This window comes from Devosia sp. LC5 (assembly GCF_000735585.1).
In the GTDB taxonomy this organism is placed as follows: Bacteria; Pseudomonadota; Alphaproteobacteria; order Rhizobiales; family Devosiaceae; genus Devosia.
Genome location: NZ_JNNO01000001.1, coordinates 227855 through 249172, shown reverse-complemented (window position 1 = coordinate 249172; position 21318 = coordinate 227855). Strand labels below are relative to the sequence as shown.

The following is a 21318-nucleotide window of genomic DNA, read 5'->3' as shown; positions in this document are numbered from 1 at the left end:
TTGGGGAGGCTTGTCAGCGGCCCCCTCGTGGGGCATTTATCGGTCGACTACGGTTAACTCTATGGGAGTGCAAGATATGTTTGTACGTTCGCTTTCTCTCGGTGTGGCTGCTGCCGCGCTGCTCGTTGGTGGTGCTCAGGCCGCCGACCTCATCATCCCGACCACGCCTGCTCCGATCTATGAAGCAGCCGGTTTCTCCTGGGATGGTATGTATGCTGGTGTTCAGGGCGGCGGCGAGTTCTTCGACGGCTTCACCAATGGTGTCATCGGTGCTCACGTCGGCGTGAACTTCATCGTTGCAGACCCGATCCTGCTCGGCGTCGAAGGCACTGCTGAATACGTGTTTGGCGATGAGACCGACGGTTACGGCGAGTTCTTCATCAACGGTCGCGTTGGCGCCGTTGTGACCGACTCGGTCCTCGTCTACGCTCTCGCCGGTGCCGGTGTTGCAGCTCAGGACGGTTCGGACAACGTTGGGCTGTACCAGCTCGGCGGTGGTGTTGAGCTTGCTGTTACCGATGCTGTGTCCGTTCGTGGCCAGATCGTCGGTGTCGGTACGTTCGACGATGGCGATGACTTCTTCGAAGCCGCCAAGGCAACCATCGGCGTTTCCTACCACTTCTAAGATTTATAAGAGATGGGGCGTTCGCGCCCCGTCGACTGAATCTTGTAAGCCCAATTCGGCGAACCACTTCGTGTGGTTCGCCGTTTTGCTTTTGGGTTCATGATTCGGTTATCTGAAGGTGCACGCGAAGCGGTTATCCGGCGTGTCGGCGTGCACAGTCCGTTAGCACCAGGGCGCCAGGCGCGTATGCCGTGACAGCCCGTTTTCACGCAAATGTTTGCCGCCGAAATGCCTATCGGCGTGGCAAATTGGCGCTCTCTCGCACTATCGATATATGATTATTCTTCTCATATTTTCTTTCCCTTGAAACGCGCCAGCCAAAGGTCTAATCCCAAGCCATCAACTTCCGCGTTGGTTCGCTTGCCCCAATTGCTTGCAGAACTCTCGCGTTCCCGGCTTCTCCTGTCGGTCTTGAGTGTTAGGCTGCCGCATGACTGATTTGCTCAGCGACTATCTGCCCATTGTCATTTTCATCGGCATTGCCGGTCTTATCGGACTGTCGCTGCTGGTGGCCCCCTTCATCGTCGCCGTAAAGCGCCCGGACCCTGAAAAGGTCTCCGCGTTTGAAGCTGGCTTTGAAGCCTTCGACGATGCGCGCATGAAGTTCGACGTCCGTTTTTATCTCGTGTCGATTCTCTTCATCATCTTCGACCTCGAAGTGGCTTTCCTCTTCCCCTGGGCCGTGGCTTTCCGGGATGTGGGCTGGTTCGGCTTCTGGTCGATGATGATTTTTCTCGGCGTTTTGACCGTCGGGTTCATTTATGAATGGCGGAAAGGGGCTCTCGAATGGGATTGAGCGAACAGAACGCTACGCTGGTTGCGCCGCGTCCCACCGGGCTCATCGATCCGCGCACCAATAAGACTGCAGGTGCCACCGATCCGTTCTTCACCGATGTGACGGACGAGTTGGCGGACAAAGGATTCCTGGTTTCCACCGTGTCGCAACTGGTCAACTGGGCTCGCACCGGCTCGTTGATGTGGATGCAGACGGGCCTGGCCTGCTGCGCCGTCGAGATGATGCAGATGTCGATGCCGCGCTACGACATCGAGCGTTTCGGCACCGCCCCGCGCGCCTCTCCGCGCCAGTCCGACGTGCTGATCGTTGCCGGTACGCTGACCAACAAGATGGCTCCGGCCTTGCGCAAGGTCTATGACCAGATGCCCGAGCCGCGCTACGTCATCTCCATGGGCAGCTGCGCCAATGGCGGCGGCTATTATCACTATTCCTATTCGGTTGTGCGTGGCTGCGATCGCGTGCTGCCGGTGGACGTCTACGTCCCCGGCTGCCCCCCGACCGCTGAAGCGCTTCTTTACGGCATCCTCTTGCTGCAAAAGAAGATTCGGCGCACCGGCACCATCGAACGTTAGGACCCGATTTCATGGATGAAGTTATCGAGGTTGATCCGCTGACCGCGCTGGGCGAGCACATTACCGACGCTTTGGGCGGCGTAATTCTTGCCAGCGAAATCAGCTATGGCGAGCTGACACTGACCATCGGGCGCGACGCAATTGTGGCCGTCGCCACCTTCCTGCGCGACGATGCCAAATGCCGGTTCATCAGCTTCATCGACGTAACGGCGGTCGACTACCCGGAGCGCGATGAGCGGTTCGACGTGGTCTACCACTTCATGAGCCCGCATCTGAATCAGCGTATCCGCATCAAGCTGACGACCGACGATACGATGCCGGTGCCCAGCATTACCGGCGTGTTCCGTGGTGCTGACTGGTTCGAGCGCGAGACCTACGATCTCTACGGCGTATTGTTCTCCGGTCACGCTGATCTGCGCCGCATCCTGACCGATTATGGTTTTGACGGTCATCCGCTGCGCAAGGACTTCCCGGTCACCGGCTTCGTTCAGGTCAAATATGACGAAGAGCGCAAACGGGTCGTCTATGAGCCGGTCAAGCTGATGCAGGAATTCCGCACCTTTGACTATCTGTCGCCTTGGGAGGGTACAGACTATGTGCTGCCCGGTGACGAGAAGGCCAAGCAATGACCGTTGAAGCCGAAGTCCGCAATTTCACCATCAACTTTGGACCAGTCCACCCGTCCGCTCACGGCGTTCTGCGCTTGATTTTGGAGCTGGACGGCGAAATCGTAGAGCGTGTCGATCCCCATATCGGCCTGCTGCATCGCGGCACCGAAAAGCTGATCGAGCAGAAGACCTATCTGCAGGCCGTGCCCTATTTCGACCGCCTCGATTACGTGGCGCCGATGAACCAGGAGCATGCCTTTGCCCTGGCCGTCGAAAAGCTGCTGGGCCTTGAAGTGCCGCGCCGTGGCCAACTGATCCGCGTGCTCTATTCAGAAATCGGGCGCCTCCTGGCGCACCTGATGAACGTGACGACGCAGGCCATGGACGTTGGCGCGTTGACGCCGCCGCTCTGGGGCTTCGAGCAGCGCGAAAAGCTCATGGTGTTCTATGAGCGCGCTTCGGGCGCCCGCATGCATGCCGCCTATTTCCGCCCTGGTGGCGTCCATCAGGACCTGCCGCAGGCGCTGATCGATGATATCGAGACGTTCTGCGAGACCTTCCCCAAGGCGCTTGCGGATATCGACAGTCTTCTGACCGATAACCGCATTTTCAAGCAGCGCAACGTCGATATCGGCGTGGTCGATCTCGATGATGCGTGGAATATGGGCTTTTCCGGCGTGATGGTGCGCGGTTCGGGCGCTGCCTGGGACCTGCGCAAGAGCCAACCCTATGAATGCTATGCCGAAATGGATTTCGACATCCCGGTCGGCAAGAATGGCGATTGCTACGATCGCTATCTCATCCGCATGGAAGAGATGCGCCAGTCGACGAGCATCATGAAGCAGTGCGTGGCGAAGCTGAATGCAGCCGATGGCAAGGGCCCGGTGTCCTCGCTCGATGGCAAGGTCGTGCCACCCAGCCGTGGCGAGATGAAGAAGTCGATGGAAGCGCTGATCCATCACTTCAAGCTCTATACCGAAGGCTACAAAGTGCCGGCCGGCGAGGTTTACGCCGCTGTTGAAGCGCCCAAGGGCGAGTTCGGCGTTTATCTGGTCAGCGACGGCTCCAACAAGCCTTACCGCTGCAAGATCCGCGCGCCGGGTTTTGCGCATTTGTCGGCCATGGATTTCCTGTGTCGCGGCCACATGCTGGCTGACGTCTCGGCCATTCTTGGCTCGCTTGATATCGTGTTCGGAGAGGTTGATCGCTGATGGTTGCGCGTCGCCTTGCGGACGAGTCGGTTCAGCCGGCCGCGTTCGCCTTTACTGCTGACAACGCCAAATGGGCGGAATGGAAGATCGGGCTTTACCCGGCCGGCCGTCAGCAATCTGCTGTTATTCCGCTGCTTATGCGCGCGCAGGATCAGGATGGCTGGGTCAGCCGGGCGACGATCGAAACGATCGCCGACATGCTGGGCATGGCCTATATCCGTGTGCTTGAAGTGGCGACCTTCTATACCCAGTTCCAGCTGCAGCCGGTCGGCAGCAGGGCGCATATCCAGGTCTGCGGCACGACGCCATGCATGCTGCGCGGCGCCGAGGGGCTAATCGAGGTCTGCAAGAGCAAGATCCACCATGATCCGCACCATCTCAACGAAGATGGCACGCTGAGCTGGGAAGAAGTCGAATGCGCCGGCGCTTGCGTCAACGCACCCATGGTGGCGATTTTCCACGACACCTATGAAGACCTGACGGCCGAACGGCTGGAAGAGATCATCGACGCTTTCCAGGCCGGCAAGGGCGATACGATCAAGGCGGGCTCGCAGATCGAACGGCTGAATTCGGCTGCCGAAGGTGGCCGCACCACGCTGCTGGAGAAGCCGAGCGCCAGGCGCGAGAAGTTCGTGCCGCCACCCCCGCCAGTAGAAGCTGCGGCTCCCCCGGCGGCACCAGCCGCCCCCGCGCCGACCACCGCGGCCAAGCCCAAGGACGTAACTGCTGAATCTGCTCCGGCGATCAAGGGGACGCCCAAATCGGCCAAGGTTTCCGAGGCCAAGGCCGAAGGCGAGCGCAAGGCGGCAGATATTGCGGCCAAGGCGAATGGCAAGCCCAACAAGGCGATGCGGGAAACCGCTGTCGGCGCCGAGTCCGATGCGGCGAAGGTCGATGGGGGCAGGGCTCCCGGCAAGGCCACCAATGCCGCGTCCGCGCATGGTGCTACGCCGGCCGGCGCCGCAAAGACCCGTGCGATCAAGGCGCCCAAGGCCAATCCTGCCGAAGTCAATCCGGTGGCAGAAAAGGGTGGTGCAGCGCCGCTGTTCAAGGCCCCCGATGGCGCACCGGATGACCTCAAGTTGATTTCAGGCGTTGGCCCCGTGCTCGAGGGCCGTCTCAACGCTTTGGGCATCACCCAGTGGAGCCAGGTTGCCAAGCTGTCGGCCGAGGACATTGCCAGGGTCGAGGACTCGCTGAGCTTCAAGGGTCGCGTTGCGCGCGATAACTGGCTGCAGCAGGCGGATGTGCTAGCGCGCGGCGGGGTCGAAGAATACCGCAAGGTATTTGGGAAGGACCCACGCTAAATGGCTGAGGGCAAGATCGAGTTTGGCAAAATGACTACCAAGGACTACGCCATGGGCGTGGGTTTTGTGGTTATTGCCATGATCATTGCCCAAGGCCTTGTTGTTTACCTTATTCCAGGCGCCCCGCCAGCTTTGCTGGGCGCCATTGGCGCGGCCATCGGAGTGGCTGCCTGGTTTTCATACTTGCGGAAGCGGAACGGCTGATCATGCTCGCTGACAAGGATCGCATTTTTACCAATCTCTATGGCCAGGGCGACTGGGGCCTTGAAGGCGCGCGGTCTCGCGGCGCCTGGGTCGGCACCAAGGAGTTTATCGACTCCGGGCGCGACTGGATCACCAATGAGGTCAAGGCATCGGGCCTGCGTGGCCGTGGCGGGGCAGGGTTCCCCACCGCGCTTAAATGGACCTTCATGCCTAAGGTCAATGACGGCCGCCCGCACTACCTGCTGGTCAATGCCGACGAATCTGAGCCGGGTACCTGCAAGGACCGTGAAATTCTGCGCCACGATCCGCACCATCTGGTCGAAGGGTGCCTGTTAGCGGCCCGTGCCATGGACGCGCATCTGGCCTTTATCTATGTGCGCGGCGAGTTCATCCGTGAGCGCCAGCACCTGGAACGTGCCGTCGAGGAGGCCTATGAGGCTCGCCTGATCGGCAAGGACAATATCCACGGCTGGGACCTGGACATCATCGTCCATCACGGCGCCGGCGCTTACATCTGCGGCGAAGAAACCGCACTGATGGAAAGCCTGGAAGGCAAGAAGGGCCAGCCGCGCCTCAAGCCGCCATTCCCGGCCGGCATGGGCGTTTACGGCAACCCGACCACGGTGAACAACGTCGAGTCCATCGCCGTTGTGCCCGAAATCCTGCGCCGTTCGGGCGCCTGGTTCGCCTCGATCGGCCGCGCCAACAATACCGGTACCAAGCTGATGTGCGTTTCGGGCCATGTGAACCGGCCGGCGACCTTCGAAGAAGCCATGGGCGAGAGCTTCAAGGATATCATCGAAAAGCACTGTGGCGGCGTGCGTGGCGGCTGGGACAATCTGCTGGCGGTGATCCCCGGCGGTGCCTCGGTGCCCTGCGTCACCGGCGAGAAAATCCAGAACGCCATCGTAGATTTCGATGGCTTGCGCGAAGTTGGCTCATCCATGGGCACTGCGGCCATCATCGTGATGGACAAGTCCACCGACATCATCAAGGCAATCTGGCGCCTTTCGGCCTTCTACAAGCACGAAAGCTGCGGCCAGTGTACGCCCTGCCGCGAAGGCACGGGCTGGATGATGCGCGTGATGGAACGCATGGTCGAAGGCCGCGCCCAGAAGCGCGAAATCGACATGCTGTTCGAAGTCACTAAGCAGATCGAAGGCCACACTATCTGCGCATTGGGCGACGCTGCTGCGTGGCCGATCCAGGGCCTGATCCGCAATTTCCGCCACGTCATCGAGGCGCGGATCGACCAGTACACATATTCGTCCACCTCCGATGGCGCCGTGCCATCGATCGCGGCGGAGTAAGGCTGATGGCAAATATCAAAGTCGACGGCCAACTGGTCGAAGTTCCGGACTATTACACGCTGATGCAGGCGGCTGAGGCCGCAGGCGCGGAAATCCCGCGCTTTTGCTATCACGAGCGCCTGTCGGTGGCGGGCAATTGCCGCATGTGCCTGGTCGAGGTGAAGGGCGGTCCGCCCAAGCCGCAGGCGAGCTGCGCCATGTCGGTCAAGGATTTGCGGCCCGGCCCCAATGGCGAGCCGCCTGAAATGTTCACCAACACGCCGATGGTCAAAAAGGCCCGCGAAGGCGTGATGGAATTCCTGCTGATCAACCATCCGCTCGATTGCCCGATCTGCGATCAGGGCGGCGAATGCGATCTGCAGGACCAGGCCATGGCCTATGGCGTGGACAAGAACCGCTTTGCCGAAAACAAGCGCGCGGTCGAGGACAAGTATATTGGCCCGCTGGTCAAGACCTCGATGAACCGCTGCATTCACTGCACGCGTTGTGTGCGCTTCACCACTGAGGTTGCCGGCATTGCCGAAATGGGGCTGCTGGGTCGCGGTGAAGATGCCGAGATCACCACCTATCTCGAAAAGGCGCTGTCGAGCGAATTGCAGGGCAATGTGATCGATCTGTGCCCGGTGGGCGCGCTGACCTCCAAGCCCTATGCCTTCAACGCCCGTCCGTGGGAACTGACCAAGACCGAATCCATCGACGTGATGGATGCGGTTGGCTCGGCCATCCGTGTCGATAGCCGTGGCCGCGAAGTCATGCGCGTATTGCCGCGCATCAACGAGGCGATCAACGAAGAGTGGATTTCGGACAAGACCCGCTTCATCTGGGATGGCCTCAAGAGCCAGCGGCTCGATCGCCCCTATGTGCGCAAGAACAAGAAGCTGGGCGCCACCACCTGGGATGATGCATTCCAGACCGTTGCCAAGGCTCTCAAGAAGCCCGGCGCCCGCATCGGCGCTATCGCGGGTGATCTGGCCGGTGCCGAAGAGCTCTATGCGCTCAAGGCGTTGCTCGCTTCGCTTGGCTCGGGCAATGTGGACGCACGTCCCGCCGGTTCGGGCCTGTCGCCCGCCAATGGCCGCGCCTCCTACATCTTCAACCCGACCATTGCCGGGATCGAACAGGCTGACGCCATCCTGCTGATCGGCACCAATCCGCGCCGCGAGGCTGCTGTGCTCAATGCCCGCATTCGCAAGGTTTGGCGCGCGACCGGCCTGCCGATTGGCCTGATCGGCGAGAATGCCGATCTGACCTACACTGTGCAGCATCTGGGCAATGGCTCGGACTCGTTGGCTGATCTCGCCGCTAGCCAAGGCAGCTTTGCCGAGCTTTGGGCCAAAGCCAAAAAGCCGCTGGTGATCGTGGGCGAAGGCGCCGCGACTGCCGACGTGCTGGCTGCCGCTGCCAAGCTCGCAACAGCAAATGCCGAAATCGAAGCCGACTGGAACGGCTTTGCCGTGCTGCACAATGCCGCCGCCCGCGTCGGCGCGCTCGATGTCGGCTTCGTGCCGGCCAAGGGTGCTGCGGACACTGCCGCCATGCTGGCCGGTGGCGTCGATGTGCTGTTCCTGGTTGGCGCCGACGAAGTCGACATGTCCCAGCTCGGCGACACGCTCGTCGTTTATATCGGTACTCATGGCGACAATGGCGCGCATCGTGCCGACGTCATCCTGCCGGGTGCCGCCTATACCGAAAAGAGCGCTACCTATGTCAACACCGAGGGCCGTGTGCAGGTGACTAACCGCGCCGTGTTCCCGCCGGGCGACGCCAAGGAAGATTGGGCCATCATCCGCGCGCTGTCGGCCGTCGTCGGCCAGCCACTGGCCTTCAATTCGCTGGCGCAGCTGCGGGCTGCCATGTATGTGGAATTCCCGCACCTGGCCCGTATCGACGCCATTGCCGAAGGCAAGGCTGCCGATATCGCCAAGCTCGCCAAAACCTCGCCCAAGGGCAAGAAGGCGGCATTCGTATCGCCGGTGGCGGATTTCTATCTCAGCAATCCGATTGCCCGCGCATCCGCCGTCATGGGCGAATCCGCCGCATTGGCCGCCGGCCTGCGCCAGGCAGCGGAGTAGGGGAGCATAATGGACTTTATTACCGCCGCTCTCGACTACCTGCTGGGCATCCCGATCCTGGGATGGGGCGTGCAAGTCGGCCTCATTTACAAGACGCTGCTGCTGCTGGTTTGCCTCTTGGTCTTCACCGCATTCATCCTGCTGGCTGACCGCAAGATCTGGGCTGCCGTCCAAATCCGTCGCGGCCCCAACGTTGTCGGCCCGTTCGGTCTGCTGCAGAGCTTTGCCGATCTGCTGAAATTCGCCCTCAAAGAGGCGATCATTCCGGCAGGCGCGGATAAGATCCTGTTCCTGTTCGCCCCACTGCTGACCGCGACCCTGGCGCTTGCCGCCTGGGCCGTGGTGCCGGTGGGCGAGGGGCTGGCCATCGCCAATATCAATCTTGGCGTGCTCTACATTTTCGCGATTTCCTCGCTGGGCGTCTATGGCGTCATCATCGGCGGCTGGGCTTCGAACTCGAAATATCCGTTCCTGGGGTCGCTCCGCTCCGCCGCGCAGATGGTCAGCTATGAAGTCTCCATTGGCCTCGTGATCATCACCGTGCTGCTCTGCGTCGGCTCGCTCAATCTCAGCGATATCGTGCGCGCGCAGTACGAAATGGGTCTCGCCCATATGATCGGCCTGCCGCAGTTGACCTTCCTCAACTGGTTCTGGTTGCCGCTGTTTCCGATGTTCATCGTGTTCTACATTTCGGCCCTGGCCGAAACGAACCGCCCGCCATTCGATCTTCCTGAAGCTGAGTCCGAGCTGGTCGCCGGTTTCATGACCGAATATTCGGCCACGCCCTACATGCTGTTCATGCTGGGGGAGTACATCTCCATCCTGTTGATGTGTGCGCTCACCACGGTCATGTTCCTGGGTGGCTGGACATCGCCGATCGATCTGCCCCCCTTCACCTGGATTCCGGGTGTCATCTGGTTCGTTCTCAAGCTCAGCGCGGTGTTCTTCATGTTCGCCATGGCCAAGTCCATCGTGCCGCGTTACCGCTACGATCAACTCATGCGCATTGGCTGGAAGCTCTTCCTGCCCCTGTCGCTGATCATGGTCGTCATCGTCGCTTTCGTGCTCCAGCTGACCGGCTGGGGCTGGCATGGAGGGGTCGCCTGATGCGTGTCGCCCAAGTCTTTAACACGCTGCTCCTGACCGAGTTGGTGTCGGGGTTCTTCCTCGGCATGGGCTACTTCTTTGCGCCCAAGCCGACCATCAACTACCCCTTCGAAAAGGGCCATCTCAGTCCACGCTTCCGCGGTGAGCATGCCCTGCGCCGCTATCCCAATGGCGAAGAACGCTGCATTGCCTGCAAGCTGTGCGAAGCCATCTGCCCGGCCCAGGCCATCACCATTGAGGCCGGTCCGCGCCAGAATGACGGCACCCGCCGCACGGTGCGCTACGATATCGATATGGTGAAGTGCATCTATTGCGGTTTCTGTCAGGAGGCCTGCCCCGTCGACGCGATCGTGGAAGGCCCCAATTTCGAATTTGCGACCGAGACCCGTGAAGAGCTTTACTTCTCCAAGGAAAAGCTCCTGGCCAATGGCGATCGTTGGGAGCGTGAAATAGCTGCTAACCTCGCTGCCGACGCGCCCTACCGATAAGAGAGAAGAGCATGACCCTTCCACTGTTCTTCTTCTATGTATTCTCGGCCATCGCGATTGCCTCGGCGGTGATGGTCATCTCGGCGCGCAATCCCGTGCATGCCGTGCTGTTCCTGATCCTCACGTTCTTCAATGCCGCAGGCCTGTTCATGCTGGCCGGCGCCGAGTTTTTGGCGCTGATCCTGATCGTGGTCTATGTCGGCGCGGTCGCCGTGCTGTTCCTCTTCGTCGTCATGATGCTCGACGTCGACTTCGCCGAGATGCGGCAGGGCTTCCTGCAATATGCGCCCATCGGCGTACTGGTCGGTGCCGTGCTTCTGCTCGAGCTGCTGCTGGTTGCTGGCAGCTTCGTGGTTTCCCCTGAAATTGCAGGCGCAGCGGCGCTGCCCATCGATGGCGGCATGGACAATATAAGGGCGCTGGGGCAAGTGCTCTACACGCGCTACGTCTTCCTGTTCCAAGGGGCCGGCGCTGTGCTGCTCGTGGCCATGATCGGGGCGATCGTCCTGACGCTGCGCCATAAGCCCAACGTCAAGCGGCAGAACCCGCTCGATCAGGTTGGGCGCAAGCCATCGGAGGCCGTCAGGGTCGTCAAAGTCAAAAGCGGTCAAGGGCTGTAGGAGGCAAATATGGGCTTGGGTATCGGGCTCGGTCACTACCTGACCGTAGCAGCAATCCTGTTCACGCTCGGCGTGTTCGGCATTTTTCTCAACCGCAAGAACGTCATCGTCATTCTGATGTCGGTGGAATTGATCCTGCTCGCGGTCAATCTGAACTTCGTCGCCTTCAGCGCGCAGCTCAATGACTTGCAGGGGCAGGTGTTCGCTCTGCTGATCCTCACCGTGGCTGCAGCCGAGGCCGCGATCGGCCTCGCCATCCTGGTTATTTTCTATCGCAACCGCGGCTCCATCGCGGTTGAAGACGTCAACATGATGAAGGGCTAAGAACCTCCGCTATGATTCAAGCGATTGTTTTCCTGCCCCTTATCGGCGCGTTGATCGCCGGACTGCTGGGGCGCACCATCGGGCACCGGCCCAGTGAGTACATCACCACCGGGCTCCTGCTGGTTGCCGCCGTCCTGTCCTGGGTGGTTTTTCTGCCGGTTGCCTTTGGCGGCGGGCTGGCTGGCGCTGTGACCGACGGCCACACGGCCGTTCTCAAGGTCGAGATCATGCGCTGGATCCAGGTCGGCGACATGGACCTGCGCTGGACACTGCGCGTCGATACGCTCACCGCCATCATGCTGGTCGTCGTCAACACGGTGTCGAGCCTGGTGCACGTCTATTCCATCGGCTACATGGCCGACGATCCGCACCGCAACCGGTTCTTCGCCTATCTCTCGCTCTTCACCTTTGCCATGCTCATGCTGGTGACGGCTGACAACTTCCTGCAGATGTTCTTCGGCTGGGAAGGCGTGGGCCTGGCGTCCTATCTGCTGATCGGCTTCTGGTACACTAAGCCCTCGGCCAATGCGGCTGCGATGAAGGCATTCGTGGTCAACCGCGTGGGTGACTTTGGCTTCGCTCTGGGCATTTTCGGCGCCTTCATGGTGCTGGGCCACATCGATTTCGATGGCGCCTTCCATGCCGTGCCCGAAGCCGCCACCGCCACCATCCGCTTCCTGTCGTGGGACCTCCACGCCATGACGGTGATCTGCCTGCTGTTGTTCATGGGTGCCATGGGCAAGTCGGCACAGTTCCTGCTGCACACCTGGCTGCCGGACGCCATGGAAGGCCCGACCCCCGTGTCGGCGCTGATCCATGCTGCCACCATGGTGACGGCCGGCGTGTTCATGGTCGCGCGCTTCTCGCCGCTATTCGAGACCTCGCCAACGGCCACGACAGTCGTGCTGGTCATCGGCGCCATCACCGCCTTCTTCGCGGCGACTGTTGGCCTGGTGCAGAACGACATCAAGCGCGTCATCGCTTATTCGACCTGTAGCCAGCTCGGCTACATGTTTGTGGCTCTGGGGGCAGGGGCTTACTCGGCCGGTGTCTTCCACCTCTTTACCCACGCCTTCTTCAAGGCATTGCTGTTCCTGGGCGCCGGCGCGGTCATCCACGCCATGCACCATGAGCAGGACATGCGGAACATGGGTGGGCTGCGTAAGAAGATCCCGATTACCTATGCGATGATGATCATCGGTACGCTGGCGCTGGCGGGCGTCGGTATTCCGGGCACTGAATTCCTGGGCTTTGCCGGATTCTTCTCCAAGGACTCGATCATCGAAGCGGCCTATGCGGTCGGCGGCAATTCCGGCATGTTCGCCTTCTGGCTGCTGGTCGTCGCGGCTCTGTTCACCAGCTTCTACTCCTGGCGCCTGATCCATCTGACCTTCCACGGCACGCCGCGCCCGGCTGGCCATGGTCATGATGATCACTCTCACGACGAGCCGGCCAATGAAGATCATGCCGCTCACGGCCATGACGATCATGGTTCGGCCTATGATCATGCCCATGAAGCGCCCAATGTCATGCTGGTGCCGCTTTATGTGCTGGCCTTCGGCGCAGTCGTTGCGGGTGCGGTGTTTTACGGCATGTTCTTCCACGATGTGGAGCATATCGAACACTTCTTCGCCGGCTCACTCGTGGTCGATCACGAGATCATCGAGGCCGCTCACCACGTCCCGCTCTGGGTGAAGTGGAGCGCGACAATCTCGATGATCCTGGGCTTCATCGCCGCCTGGTACATGTATATAAGTTCGCCCGAGACACCCAAGCGCCTCGCTGCGCAGAACCCGGCGCTTTACCGGTTCCTGCTCAACAAGTGGTATTTCGACGAGCTGTACGATCGGATTTTCGTCAAGCCCGCCCTGTGGATCGGCCGTGCCGTCTGGAAGGGCTTCGACGATTGGCTGATCGATGAGAAGCTGACTGAAGGCCTTGGCCGTCGCGTGCAGAATGTGACCTCCTGGGCCACCAAGCTGCAGTCCGGCTATGTTTACCATTATGCCTTCGCCATGCTGATCGGCATTGCGGCGCTGTTGACCTGGGCCATCGTGGCCGGGGGACTGATCTGATGACCTTCGATAATACTATTCTGACGATCCTGACCTGGCTGCCGCTCGTTGGCGCGATAGTGCTGCTGCTGACGCCCAAGACCTCGCTCGATGCCATCCGCTGGATCGCATTGGGTGTGACGGTCATCGTATTCCTGCTCTCGCTCGCCATGTGGCAGAGCTTCGACCCCTCCGACCCGGGCTTCCAGTTCGTCGTGAACTATGCCTGGATCGGCGATACCATTGGCTATCGCGTCGGTGTCGATGGCATTTCGGTGCTGTTCGTGGTGCTGACCGCGCTGCTGATGCCCTTCGCCATCCTGGCGAGTTGGGAATCCATCGACGTCCGCGTCAAGGAATACATGATCGTATTCCTGATCCTTGAGACCCTGATGATCGGCGTGTTCACCACGCTCGATCTGGCCATGTTCTACGTGTTCTTTGAAGGCACGCTGCTGCCGATGTTCCTGATCATCGGGATCTGGGGCGGCGCCAAGCGCATCCAGGCCAGCTACAAATTCTTCTTCTACACCTTCACCGGCTCGGTGCTGATGCTGCTGGCCATCATGGCCATGTATTGGAATGGCGGCACGACCGACATCACCAAGCTGCTCACGCACGAATTCCCGCAGAGCATGCAGTCCTGGCTGTGGTGGGCGTTCTTCGCCTCCCTGGCAGTGAAAATGCCGATGTGGCCGTTCCATCGCTGGCTGCCCGAAGCCCACGTGCAGGCGCCAACCGCCGGCTCGGTGATCCTGGCCGCCATCCTGCTCAAGCTGGGCGGCTACGGCTTCCTGCGCTTCAGCCTGCCCATGTTCCCCGACGCTTCGGCGCAGTTCGCCAATATCGTCTTCTTCCTTTCGGTCGCCGCCATCATTCTGACCTCGCTGGTCGCCCTGGTGCAGACTGATATCAAGAAGCTGATCGCCTATTCGTCCGTGGCGCATATGGGCTTTGTCACCATGGGTATCTTTGCCGGTAATGCGCTCGGCATCCAGGGTGCGATGTTTCAGATGATCTCGCACGGCATTGTCTCCGGGGCGCTCTTTCTCTGCGTCGGCGTCATCTATGACCGCATGCATACCCGCGATATCGAAGCCTATGGGGGCCTCGTGGAGCGCATGCCGCGCTATGCCTTCGCCTTCATGGTCTTCACCATGGCCAATGTCGGTCTGCCCGGCACGTCCGGCTTTGTCGGCGAATTCCTGACCATGATCGGCGTGTTCCAGGTCAATACCTGGGTGGCCTTCGGGGCAGCCTTTGGCGTGATCTTCTCGGCCTGCTACGCTCTGTGGCTCTACCGGCGGGTGATTTTCGGCGCACTGACCAAGGACAGCCTCAAGGCCATTCTTGATCTTAATCTGCGCGAAAAGATCATCCTCTATCCGCTTATCGTGCTGACCGTGGTCTTCGGATTTTATCCTTCGCCGATCCTCGATACGACAGCCGCCGCAGTCGACAATCTGGTCACCCATTACGCCACGGCGGTCGGCCTTGACCCCGCCGTTTCGCTGGCCGACGCGCAAGCGCCACTCGAACATGCCGACCCGGCGACCGCTGCAGAGCCGGCCGCCGAGCCTGCTGCCCACTAGGAGAGTCCCGTGAATTCTGACGTTATCGATTTCGCGAGCCTGGCTCCTGCCTATCCCGAAATGCTGCTGGCAATCGGCGCGATCGTGCTGCTGCTGGTTGGCGTGGTGATCAACAAGGAACGCTCGCCGCTGGTGTCTTACCTGTCGGTCGTGCTGCTGGTCGTCGTGGCGCTTTTGGTCATGTTCCAGCCGGTTGACGGGGTGATCTTCAACGGCGTCTTCATCGCCGACAGCTTCGCGCGCTTCATGAAGGTGCTGGTGCTGGGCGGCTCGGCCTTTGCCCTGCTGCTCTCGCTGCCCAATGCGGTGGAGAACGGAACGCATAAGTTCGAATATGCCATTCTCGTCCTGCTGGCGACGCTCGGCATGATGATGATGGTTTCGGCCAACGACCTGATGAGCCTTTACGTCGGCCTCGAGTTGCAATCGCTGGCGCTCTATGTGCTCGCTGCCATCAAGCGTGACGATAGCAAGGCGACCGAAGCGGGGTTGAAGTATTTCGTGCTCGGCGCGCTGTCCTCGGGCATGCTGCTCTATGGTGCCTCGTTCCTCTATGGCTTCACCGGTCATACCAATCTGCAGGAAATCGTCATCGCTATTGCCAATGAGGGCCGCTCCATCGGCCTGGTGTTCGGCGTGGTGTTCCTGTTGGCTGGTATCGCCTTCAAGATTTCGGCCGTGCCATTCCATATGTGGACGCCCGACGTCTATGAAGGCGCGCCGACCCCGGTAACGGCCTTCTTCGCCACGGCGCCAAAAGTGGCGGCGATGACGCTGATGGTTCGCCTGGTGATGGATACCTTCGCGCCCATCTCCCATGACTGGCAGCAGATCGTCATTTTCCTCTCGATTGCTTCCATGGTGCTGGCGGCCTTCGCCGCCATTGGCCAGAAATCCATAAAGCGACTGATCGCCTATTCCTCCATCGGTCATGTCGGTTTTGCCTTGGTTGGTCTATCGTCCGGTACCCAGGTGGGCGTCGAGGGTGTCGCGATCTATATGGCGATCTATGTCGCCATGACTGTGGGGCTGTTTGCCTGCATCCTATCGCTGCGAAGCGAAGAGGGCTATGTCGAGAATATCGACGATCTGGCCGGCGCCGCACAGACACGGCCTTTCGTCGCCGCCATCATGGCCATCCTGATGTTCTCGCTGATCGGCATGCCGCCGCTGGCCGGGTTCTTCGCCAAGTGGCACGCCTTCCTCGCCGCTATCGATGCCCAGCTCTATGTGCTGGCAGTGATTGGTGTGCTGGCCTCTGCCGTTAGTGCCTTCTACTACCTGCGGGTGGTCAAGGTGATGTATTTCGACGAACCGGTCCGCAAGTTCGCGGTGGTTCCGGCCGAGCTGAACATCATCATGGCCGTCAGCGGCTTCCTCATCGTCACCTATTACTTCACGGTCGGTAGCCCGCTGGCAAATGCCGCGCATATCGCCGCGGGAAGCCTGTTCTAGGTGGCGGATTTCTCTCTGGGTTCAAAAGCGCGCGCGGCGGGATACCGGTTGCGCGCGTTTGACTCGATCGGCTCCACCACAGCAGAGGCCATAGCTGCAGCCGCAGCGGGCGATGCGGGTGGCATCTGGTTTGTGGCTACCGAGCAAACGGCTGGCCGCGGCAGGCGGGGCAGGGTTTGGGTGCACACACCGGGCAATCTGGCCGCAACGCTGCTGATTGTCCCCGACGCCGACCCCGCTTTGGCTGCAACATTGGGCTTTGTGGCGGGTGTCGCCATCGGCGCGGCCCTCGACGCCGTGCTACCCCGCGGGACTGTCAAGGTTGGCCTTGATGGCGCAGATGGGCTCGACGACAGGAGCCGCGTGGCGCTGAAATGGCCCAACGACGTTCTGGCCGATGGGGCCAAGCTGGTCGGTATTGGCCTTGAAGCGACCAAGCGTAATGATGGCCGCCATGCAATTGCCATTGGTATCGGCGTCAATGTTGTTGCGGCGCCTACTGATTTGCCCTATCCGGCGACCAGCCTGGCCGAACTCGGTGTCACGCGCTCGGCGCAGGATGTATTCGAGGCGCTCAGCGATGCCTGGGTGGAGATCTTCCGTCTGTGGGATGATGGCCACGGCATTGGCGACGTACTCAAGCGCTGGCGCGAATCCGCCGCAGGTATTGGTGCACCCGTAGCGGTGAACCAGAACGGCGCCATCGTGCGCGGGATTTTTGAAACAATCGATGACGCGGGGCGACTGATCGTCCGCGCCAATGATGATAGTCGCATCGCGATCACGGCGGGCGACGTGCATTTTGGGGCAACGGCCAGCGCCCGAAGCTGACCATCACTATAGCGCGGCGACCGGCAACCAAAGTTGCGACCGGCGCCACGCCCGAAAGGACTAAACTGACCCATGGCTAAAACCCAAAGGGATGAACTCGTCTTTGTGCCGCTTGGCGGCGTTGGCGAGATCGGCATGAATATGGGCGCTTACGGCTTCGGCCCTGAGAATGCCCGCAAATGGATCGTCGTCGATTGCGGCGTCAGCTTCGGCGGGCCGGACCTGCCGGGGATCGAACTGATCATGGCCAATCCCGAATTCCTCGAGGAGCGCGCCGATGATGTGCTTGCCCTGATCCTCACCCACTCCCACGAAGATCATTACGGCGCCGTGCTCGACCTTTGGCCGGGCTTTGAAAAGCCGGTTTTCGCCACGCCGTTCACCTCCGCCATGCTGGCGGCGAAGCGGGCAGGGGACGGTATTGTCGAAAATGTCGACATCACCATCATGCGTCCGGGCAAGCCGTTTACGGTGGGTCCCTTCACCATCGAAGCGATCAACGTTGCCCACTCGATCCCCGAGTCCAATGGCTTGCTGATCTCGACCCCGGTTGGCCGTGCCCTGCATACCGGCGACTGGAAGCTCGACCCCACGCCAGTGGGCAATGCGCCGACCGATGTCGCGCGCCTGCAGGCCATTGGCCAGGATCGCAGCACGCCGCTGGCGCTGATTTGCGACTCCACCAATGCCATGAAGGATGGCGAAAGTCCGAGCGAAGCGGACGTTGCCGCGACGCTGGCAGCTCTCATCGCCGAAGCGCCGCATCGCGTTGCTGTCACCACTTTCGCGTCGAATGTCGGTCGTGTCATTTCCATCGTCCGTGCCGCCCAAAAGGCTGGCCGGCAGGTGGTTATGTCCGGTCGCTCGCTGCACCGGATCACTGGTATTGCCCGCGAACTGGGCATGCTCGAAGGTCTGCCGCCCCTGCTCGACCAGGACGCCTATAAAAGCGTGCCGCGCGACAAATGCGTGCTGATCTGCACCGGCAGCCAGGGCGAGGCGCGCGCCGCCATCGCCCGCATTGCCCGTGGCGACCATCCGGTAATCGATCTGACCGCTGGCGATCGCATGATCTTCTCGTCCTGGGCGATTCCGGGCAATGAGCGCGAAGTCATCGATATCCAGAACCTGCTGATCGACAAGGGCATCGAGATCATCACGCAAAAGGATGGCCTGGTGCACGTCACCGGCCACCCCCGCCGCGATGAGCTGCGCAAGCTCTATGAATGGACCAAGCCAGACGTGCTGGTGCCCGTGCATGGCGAAGCGATGCATCTGGATGCCCATGCCAAGCTGGGCCGGGAAGCCGGCATTGCCAATGTATGCGAAACGCGAAATGGCGATCTGGTCCGCCTGTTCCCCGAGCCCATGGTGCTCCAGGCCGAAGTGCGCACCGGCGAGCTTTATCTCGATGGTCTGGTGCTCTGCACCCCCGAGGAAAGCGGCGTAAAGGGCCGCCGCCGGCTGTCGTTTGGCGGCCATATCGTGGTCAGCCTTTGCGTCAACGGCTCCGGCCATATCGTCTCCGGTCCGGATCTGGTGATCGAAGGCCTGCCCGAAACCGAAGATGAATCGCTGACCGATTTGGTGGAAGACACCATTGCGGGTGTGCTCAAATCGGTGCCAGCCAAGCGCCGTAGCGATACCGAAGTGCTGAACTCGGCGCTGTTCAAGGGCATCCGCAACGAAGTCAATGCCTATTGGGGCCGCAAGCCCAACGTTTCGGTGTTCGTGCACCGGGTCTAGGCGAGACGGAATGTCCCACCGGCGGACTGCTGGTGGGGCTGTCGGAACAAACTACGTGGCGCTATTGCCGGCGCCACGTAGTTTTGCCTGCCGGGGCAGAGCGCCCCTAAGGAAATTCAAATGCAGATTGGCTCATTGCTCGCCGTATTCTTTGTCATCTGGTGGCTGTCTTTTGTCGCCGTGCTGCCGATCGGCAATCAGAGCCAGTCCGAAGCTGGGGCCGAAATCGTTGCCGGCACCGATCCCGGCGCGCCGGTAAGCCCGCGCCTATGGCGTAAGGTGGGGATGGCTACGGCCCTTGCTGTCGTTTTTACTGGTCTGCTGTTCTGGGGTCTGAGCAACGAAACCTTGCACCACTACTGGAACCGCTAAGCACGCTGGGTCCTGCCCACGGCGTGCGTATGCGCCATGGAGAGCGCTGCTGCCAGATCTGCTTCGGTCGCGTTGGCTAGTATCACGGTGGTCCAGCCCTTGCGGCCCCAGGCATTGTTGACTGGTTGAAAAATCTGCGGCGCGAGTTGGCATTTGAATTCCTGCTCATCTGGCGTCAGCGCAAGATTTGCGGTTAATCCGTCACCCGCCAGGGTCACAAAGATGCGGTCCACTTTGAACGCCGCCCGCTCGAAATGCGGGGCTTCCGTCGTGCCCTCCAAGCCCAACGCCAGCCGTCTCAAATCCGCTGCTATGGCCATATTTCTGTCCAATCCTGGCTACGGAAACAAAAAAGCGGGGCACAAGGCCCCGCTGGATTGAGTTTGTTCGACAATACGCTGGTCTTAGGCGCGCTCTGAAAGCGGCAGCCAACGCTCCTCCCTTGACGTTGTCGACGTCCAGCGGTTTAAACCGCCTTTGTTTTATTGGGACGGACCCTAACAACTTGTCCCATAGCTGTCACCTAGATTCTGCATGCCATCCATGCTTGCATCGGATGGACGAGTAGGATTTCAGTGGGCATCAAGAGAAGTCTTGAGTCGATCCTGTTGCGGAGCCGAAATGCGCCTGTCTCGTTATTTTTTGCCGGTGCTGCGGGACGTTCCCAAGGATGCCGAAATCGCCTCCCACCGCCTGATGTTGCGGGCCGGGATGATCAAGCAGCAGGCCTCTGGCCTCTATTCCTGGCTGCCGCTTGGCTACAAGGTGCTGATGAAGGTCAAGGCCATCATTGAGGAGGAGCAGAATCGCTCCGGGGCCATTGAATTGATGATGCCGACCATCCAGTCGGCCGATCTCTGGCGCGAGAGCGGGCGCTACGACGCCTATGGCAAGGAGATGCTGCGCATCGAGGACCGGCACGAGCGCGAATTCCTCTATGGTCCCACCAATGAGGAGATGGTCACCGACATCTTCCGGACCTATGTGAAGTCCTACAAGGACTTGCCGCTCAACCTTTATCACGTTCAATGGAAATTCCGTGACGAGGTCCGTCCGCGCTTCGGTACTATGCGCAGCCGCGAATTCCTGATGAAGGATGCCTATTCCTTCGACCTGAACAAGGAAGATGCTGTCAAAGCCTATGAACGCATGTTCGTGGCCTATCTGCGCACCTATGCGCGCATGGGGCTGACGGCTATTCCGATGCGTGCCGATACCGGTCCCATTGGCGGTGACCTGAGCCATGAGTGGATCGTGCTGGCCGATACGGGCGAAAGCGCGGTGTTCTGCGACAGGCGCTTGCTCGACAAGTCCATTCCCGGTCCCGATGTCGACTTCCGGGGTGACCTCAAGCCGATTTTTAACGACTGGACCTCGCTCTACGCTGCGACCGAGGAAATGGTTGACATGGCTGAGTATGAGGCTGCCGTGCCCGAGGAGTTTCGGATTTCTGCACGCGGCATCGAAGTCGGCCATATTTTCTACTTCGGGACCAAGTATTCCGAGCCCATGAAGGCGACCGTGACCGGTCCTGACGGCAAGGAAATTACCGTGCATATGGGCTCTTACGGCGTCGGCCCGACGCGTGTGGTTCCAGCCATCATCGAAGCGTTCCACGACGAGGCAGGCATTGTCTGGCCGGTCAGCGTGGCGCCGTTCGAGGCTGTGCTGATCAATCTCAAGGCGGGTGACGCCGAGTGCGATGCGGCCTGCGACAAGCTCTATGCGGAGCTGAATGCTGCAGGTCTCGACATGCTCTATGACGATCGTGACCAGGGGGCAGGGGCCAAGTTCACCACTGCCGATCTGATTGGCATCCCCTATCAGATCATCCTTGGGCCGCGCGGGCTCAAGGCCGGCGAAGCCGAAATCAAGCACCGCAAGACCGGCGAGCGCGAAACGCTGGCGATTGCTGACGCCGTCGCGCGCCTCAAGGGCCTGATCGAACCGCAAAGAAAGACCGACATTTGACCGATCTGGGGCAGCCGGCGCTCAACAAGGGCACCAAGCCTTTCTCCCGCTTT

At 60.6% G+C, this 21318-nt stretch carries 21 protein-coding genes; 20 read left to right on the top strand and 1 reads right to left on the bottom strand.

Annotated elements, in window-relative coordinates; genetic code table 11:
- Positions 1 to 76: 76 nt before the first annotated feature.
- The 19 genes from FF80_RS01195 to FF80_RS01105 all read left to right on the top strand — a co-directional run bounded on the left by FF80_RS01195 (position 77) and on the right by FF80_RS01105 (position 19294).
- Positions 77 to 625: an outer membrane beta-barrel protein gene (locus FF80_RS01195; RefSeq protein WP_035096885.1), complete on the top strand. Its 549-nt coding sequence runs from the start codon at positions 77 to 79 to the stop codon at positions 623 to 625.
- Positions 626 to 1055: 430 nt separating this feature from the next.
- Positions 1056 to 1421, top strand: a complete 366-nt coding sequence (locus FF80_RS01190; RefSeq protein WP_035096883.1) for an NADH-quinone oxidoreductase subunit A — start codon at positions 1056 to 1058, stop codon at positions 1419 to 1421.
- The gene (locus FF80_RS01185) at positions 1412 to 1993 is read left to right on the top strand and encodes an NADH-quinone oxidoreductase subunit B (RefSeq protein WP_035096882.1); all 582 of its coding nucleotides are present in this window, start codon (positions 1412 to 1414) and stop codon (positions 1991 to 1993) included. Before FF80_RS01190 ends, FF80_RS01185 begins: the two co-directional genes overlap by 10 nt.
- An 11-nt stretch (positions 1994 to 2004) precedes the next feature.
- On the top strand, positions 2005 to 2622 hold the full coding sequence (locus tag FF80_RS01180; protein WP_035096881.1) for an NADH-quinone oxidoreductase subunit C: 618 nt from the start codon (positions 2005 to 2007) through the stop codon (positions 2620 to 2622).
- Positions 2619 to 3812 (top strand): NADH-quinone oxidoreductase subunit D, encoded by a 1194-nt coding sequence (locus FF80_RS01175; protein ID WP_035096879.1) that lies wholly within the window; start codon positions 2619 to 2621, stop codon positions 3810 to 3812. The genes FF80_RS01180 and FF80_RS01175 overlap by 4 nt, the downstream gene beginning before the upstream one ends.
- Positions 3812 to 5119, top strand: coding sequence for an NADH-quinone oxidoreductase subunit NuoE (nuoE, locus tag FF80_RS01170; protein ID WP_035096877.1), 1308 nt, complete (start codon positions 3812 to 3814; stop codon positions 5117 to 5119). Before FF80_RS01175 ends, nuoE begins: the two co-directional genes overlap by 1 nt.
- Positions 5120 to 5323, top strand: coding sequence for a hypothetical protein (locus FF80_RS01165; RefSeq protein WP_035096875.1), 204 nt, complete (start codon positions 5120 to 5122; stop codon positions 5321 to 5323).
- 2 nt (positions 5324 to 5325) lie between these two features.
- Positions 5326 to 6633, top strand: a complete 1308-nt coding sequence (gene nuoF, locus FF80_RS01160; protein WP_035096874.1) for an NADH-quinone oxidoreductase subunit NuoF — start codon at positions 5326 to 5328, stop codon at positions 6631 to 6633.
- Positions 6634 to 6638: 5 nt separating this feature from the next.
- Positions 6639 to 8705 carry an NADH-quinone oxidoreductase subunit NuoG gene (gene nuoG, locus FF80_RS01155; protein WP_035096873.1) on the top strand — a complete coding sequence of 689 codons (2067 nt, stop codon included), beginning with the start codon at positions 6639 to 6641 and terminating at the stop codon, positions 8703 to 8705.
- Between the two features lie 9 nt (positions 8706 to 8714).
- Positions 8715 to 9812, top strand: coding sequence for an NADH-quinone oxidoreductase subunit NuoH (gene nuoH / locus FF80_RS01150; protein WP_052153031.1), 1098 nt, complete (start codon positions 8715 to 8717; stop codon positions 9810 to 9812).
- The gene (gene nuoI / locus FF80_RS01145) at positions 9812 to 10300 is read left to right on the top strand and encodes an NADH-quinone oxidoreductase subunit NuoI (RefSeq protein ID WP_035096871.1); all 489 of its coding nucleotides are present in this window, start codon (positions 9812 to 9814) and stop codon (positions 10298 to 10300) included. Before nuoH ends, nuoI begins: the two co-directional genes overlap by 1 nt.
- Before the next feature lie 11 nt (positions 10301 to 10311).
- A complete protein-coding gene (locus FF80_RS01140) occupies positions 10312 to 10920 on the top strand; it encodes an NADH-quinone oxidoreductase subunit J (RefSeq protein WP_035096870.1) in 609 nt (202 codons plus the stop codon).
- A gap of 15 nt (positions 10921 to 10935) precedes the next feature.
- Positions 10936 to 11244, top strand: a complete 309-nt coding sequence (gene nuoK, locus FF80_RS01135) for an NADH-quinone oxidoreductase subunit NuoK (RefSeq protein ID WP_035097048.1) — start codon at positions 10936 to 10938, stop codon at positions 11242 to 11244.
- Between the two features lie 11 nt (positions 11245 to 11255).
- Positions 11256 to 13319 (top strand): NADH-quinone oxidoreductase subunit L, encoded by a 2064-nt coding sequence (nuoL, locus tag FF80_RS01130; protein WP_035096869.1) that lies wholly within the window; start codon positions 11256 to 11258, stop codon positions 13317 to 13319.
- Entirely contained in the window at positions 13319 to 14890 is a 1572-nt protein-coding gene (locus FF80_RS01125; protein WP_035096868.1) for an NADH-quinone oxidoreductase subunit M, read from the top strand. Before nuoL ends, FF80_RS01125 begins: the two co-directional genes overlap by 1 nt.
- Positions 14891 to 14899: 9 nt before the next feature.
- Complete coding sequence (gene nuoN / locus FF80_RS01120; protein WP_035096866.1) at positions 14900 to 16345, top strand: NADH-quinone oxidoreductase subunit NuoN; 1446 nt, start codon at positions 14900 to 14902, stop codon at positions 16343 to 16345.
- Positions 16346 to 16393: 48 nt separating this feature from the next.
- Positions 16394 to 17176 carry a biotin--[acetyl-CoA-carboxylase] ligase gene (locus FF80_RS01115; RefSeq protein WP_244445671.1) on the top strand — a complete coding sequence of 261 codons (783 nt, stop codon included), beginning with the start codon at positions 16394 to 16396 and terminating at the stop codon, positions 17174 to 17176.
- A gap of 72 nt (positions 17177 to 17248) precedes the next feature.
- Complete coding sequence (locus FF80_RS01110; protein WP_035096864.1) at positions 17249 to 18922, top strand: ribonuclease J; 1674 nt, start codon at positions 17249 to 17251, stop codon at positions 18920 to 18922.
- 120 nt (positions 18923 to 19042) lie between these two features.
- The gene (locus FF80_RS01105) at positions 19043 to 19294 is read left to right on the top strand and encodes a DUF1467 family protein (protein ID WP_035096862.1); all 252 of its coding nucleotides are present in this window, start codon (positions 19043 to 19045) and stop codon (positions 19292 to 19294) included.
- On the opposite strand, the gene FF80_RS01100 is transcribed toward FF80_RS01105, so the two are convergent.
- The gene (locus tag FF80_RS01100; protein ID WP_035096859.1) at positions 19291 to 19614 is read right to left on the bottom strand and encodes an MmcQ/YjbR family DNA-binding protein; all 324 of its coding nucleotides are present in this window, start codon (positions 19612 to 19614) and stop codon (positions 19291 to 19293) included. The genes FF80_RS01105 and FF80_RS01100 overlap by 4 nt on opposite strands.
- Positions 19615 to 19915: 301 nt before the next feature.
- Here FF80_RS01100 and proS point away from each other — a divergent pair, with 301 nt between their 5' ends.
- The gene (proS, locus tag FF80_RS01095; protein WP_035096857.1) at positions 19916 to 21265 is read left to right on the top strand and encodes a proline--tRNA ligase; all 1350 of its coding nucleotides are present in this window, start codon (positions 19916 to 19918) and stop codon (positions 21263 to 21265) included.
- The last annotated feature ends 53 nt before the right edge of the window (positions 21266 to 21318 follow it).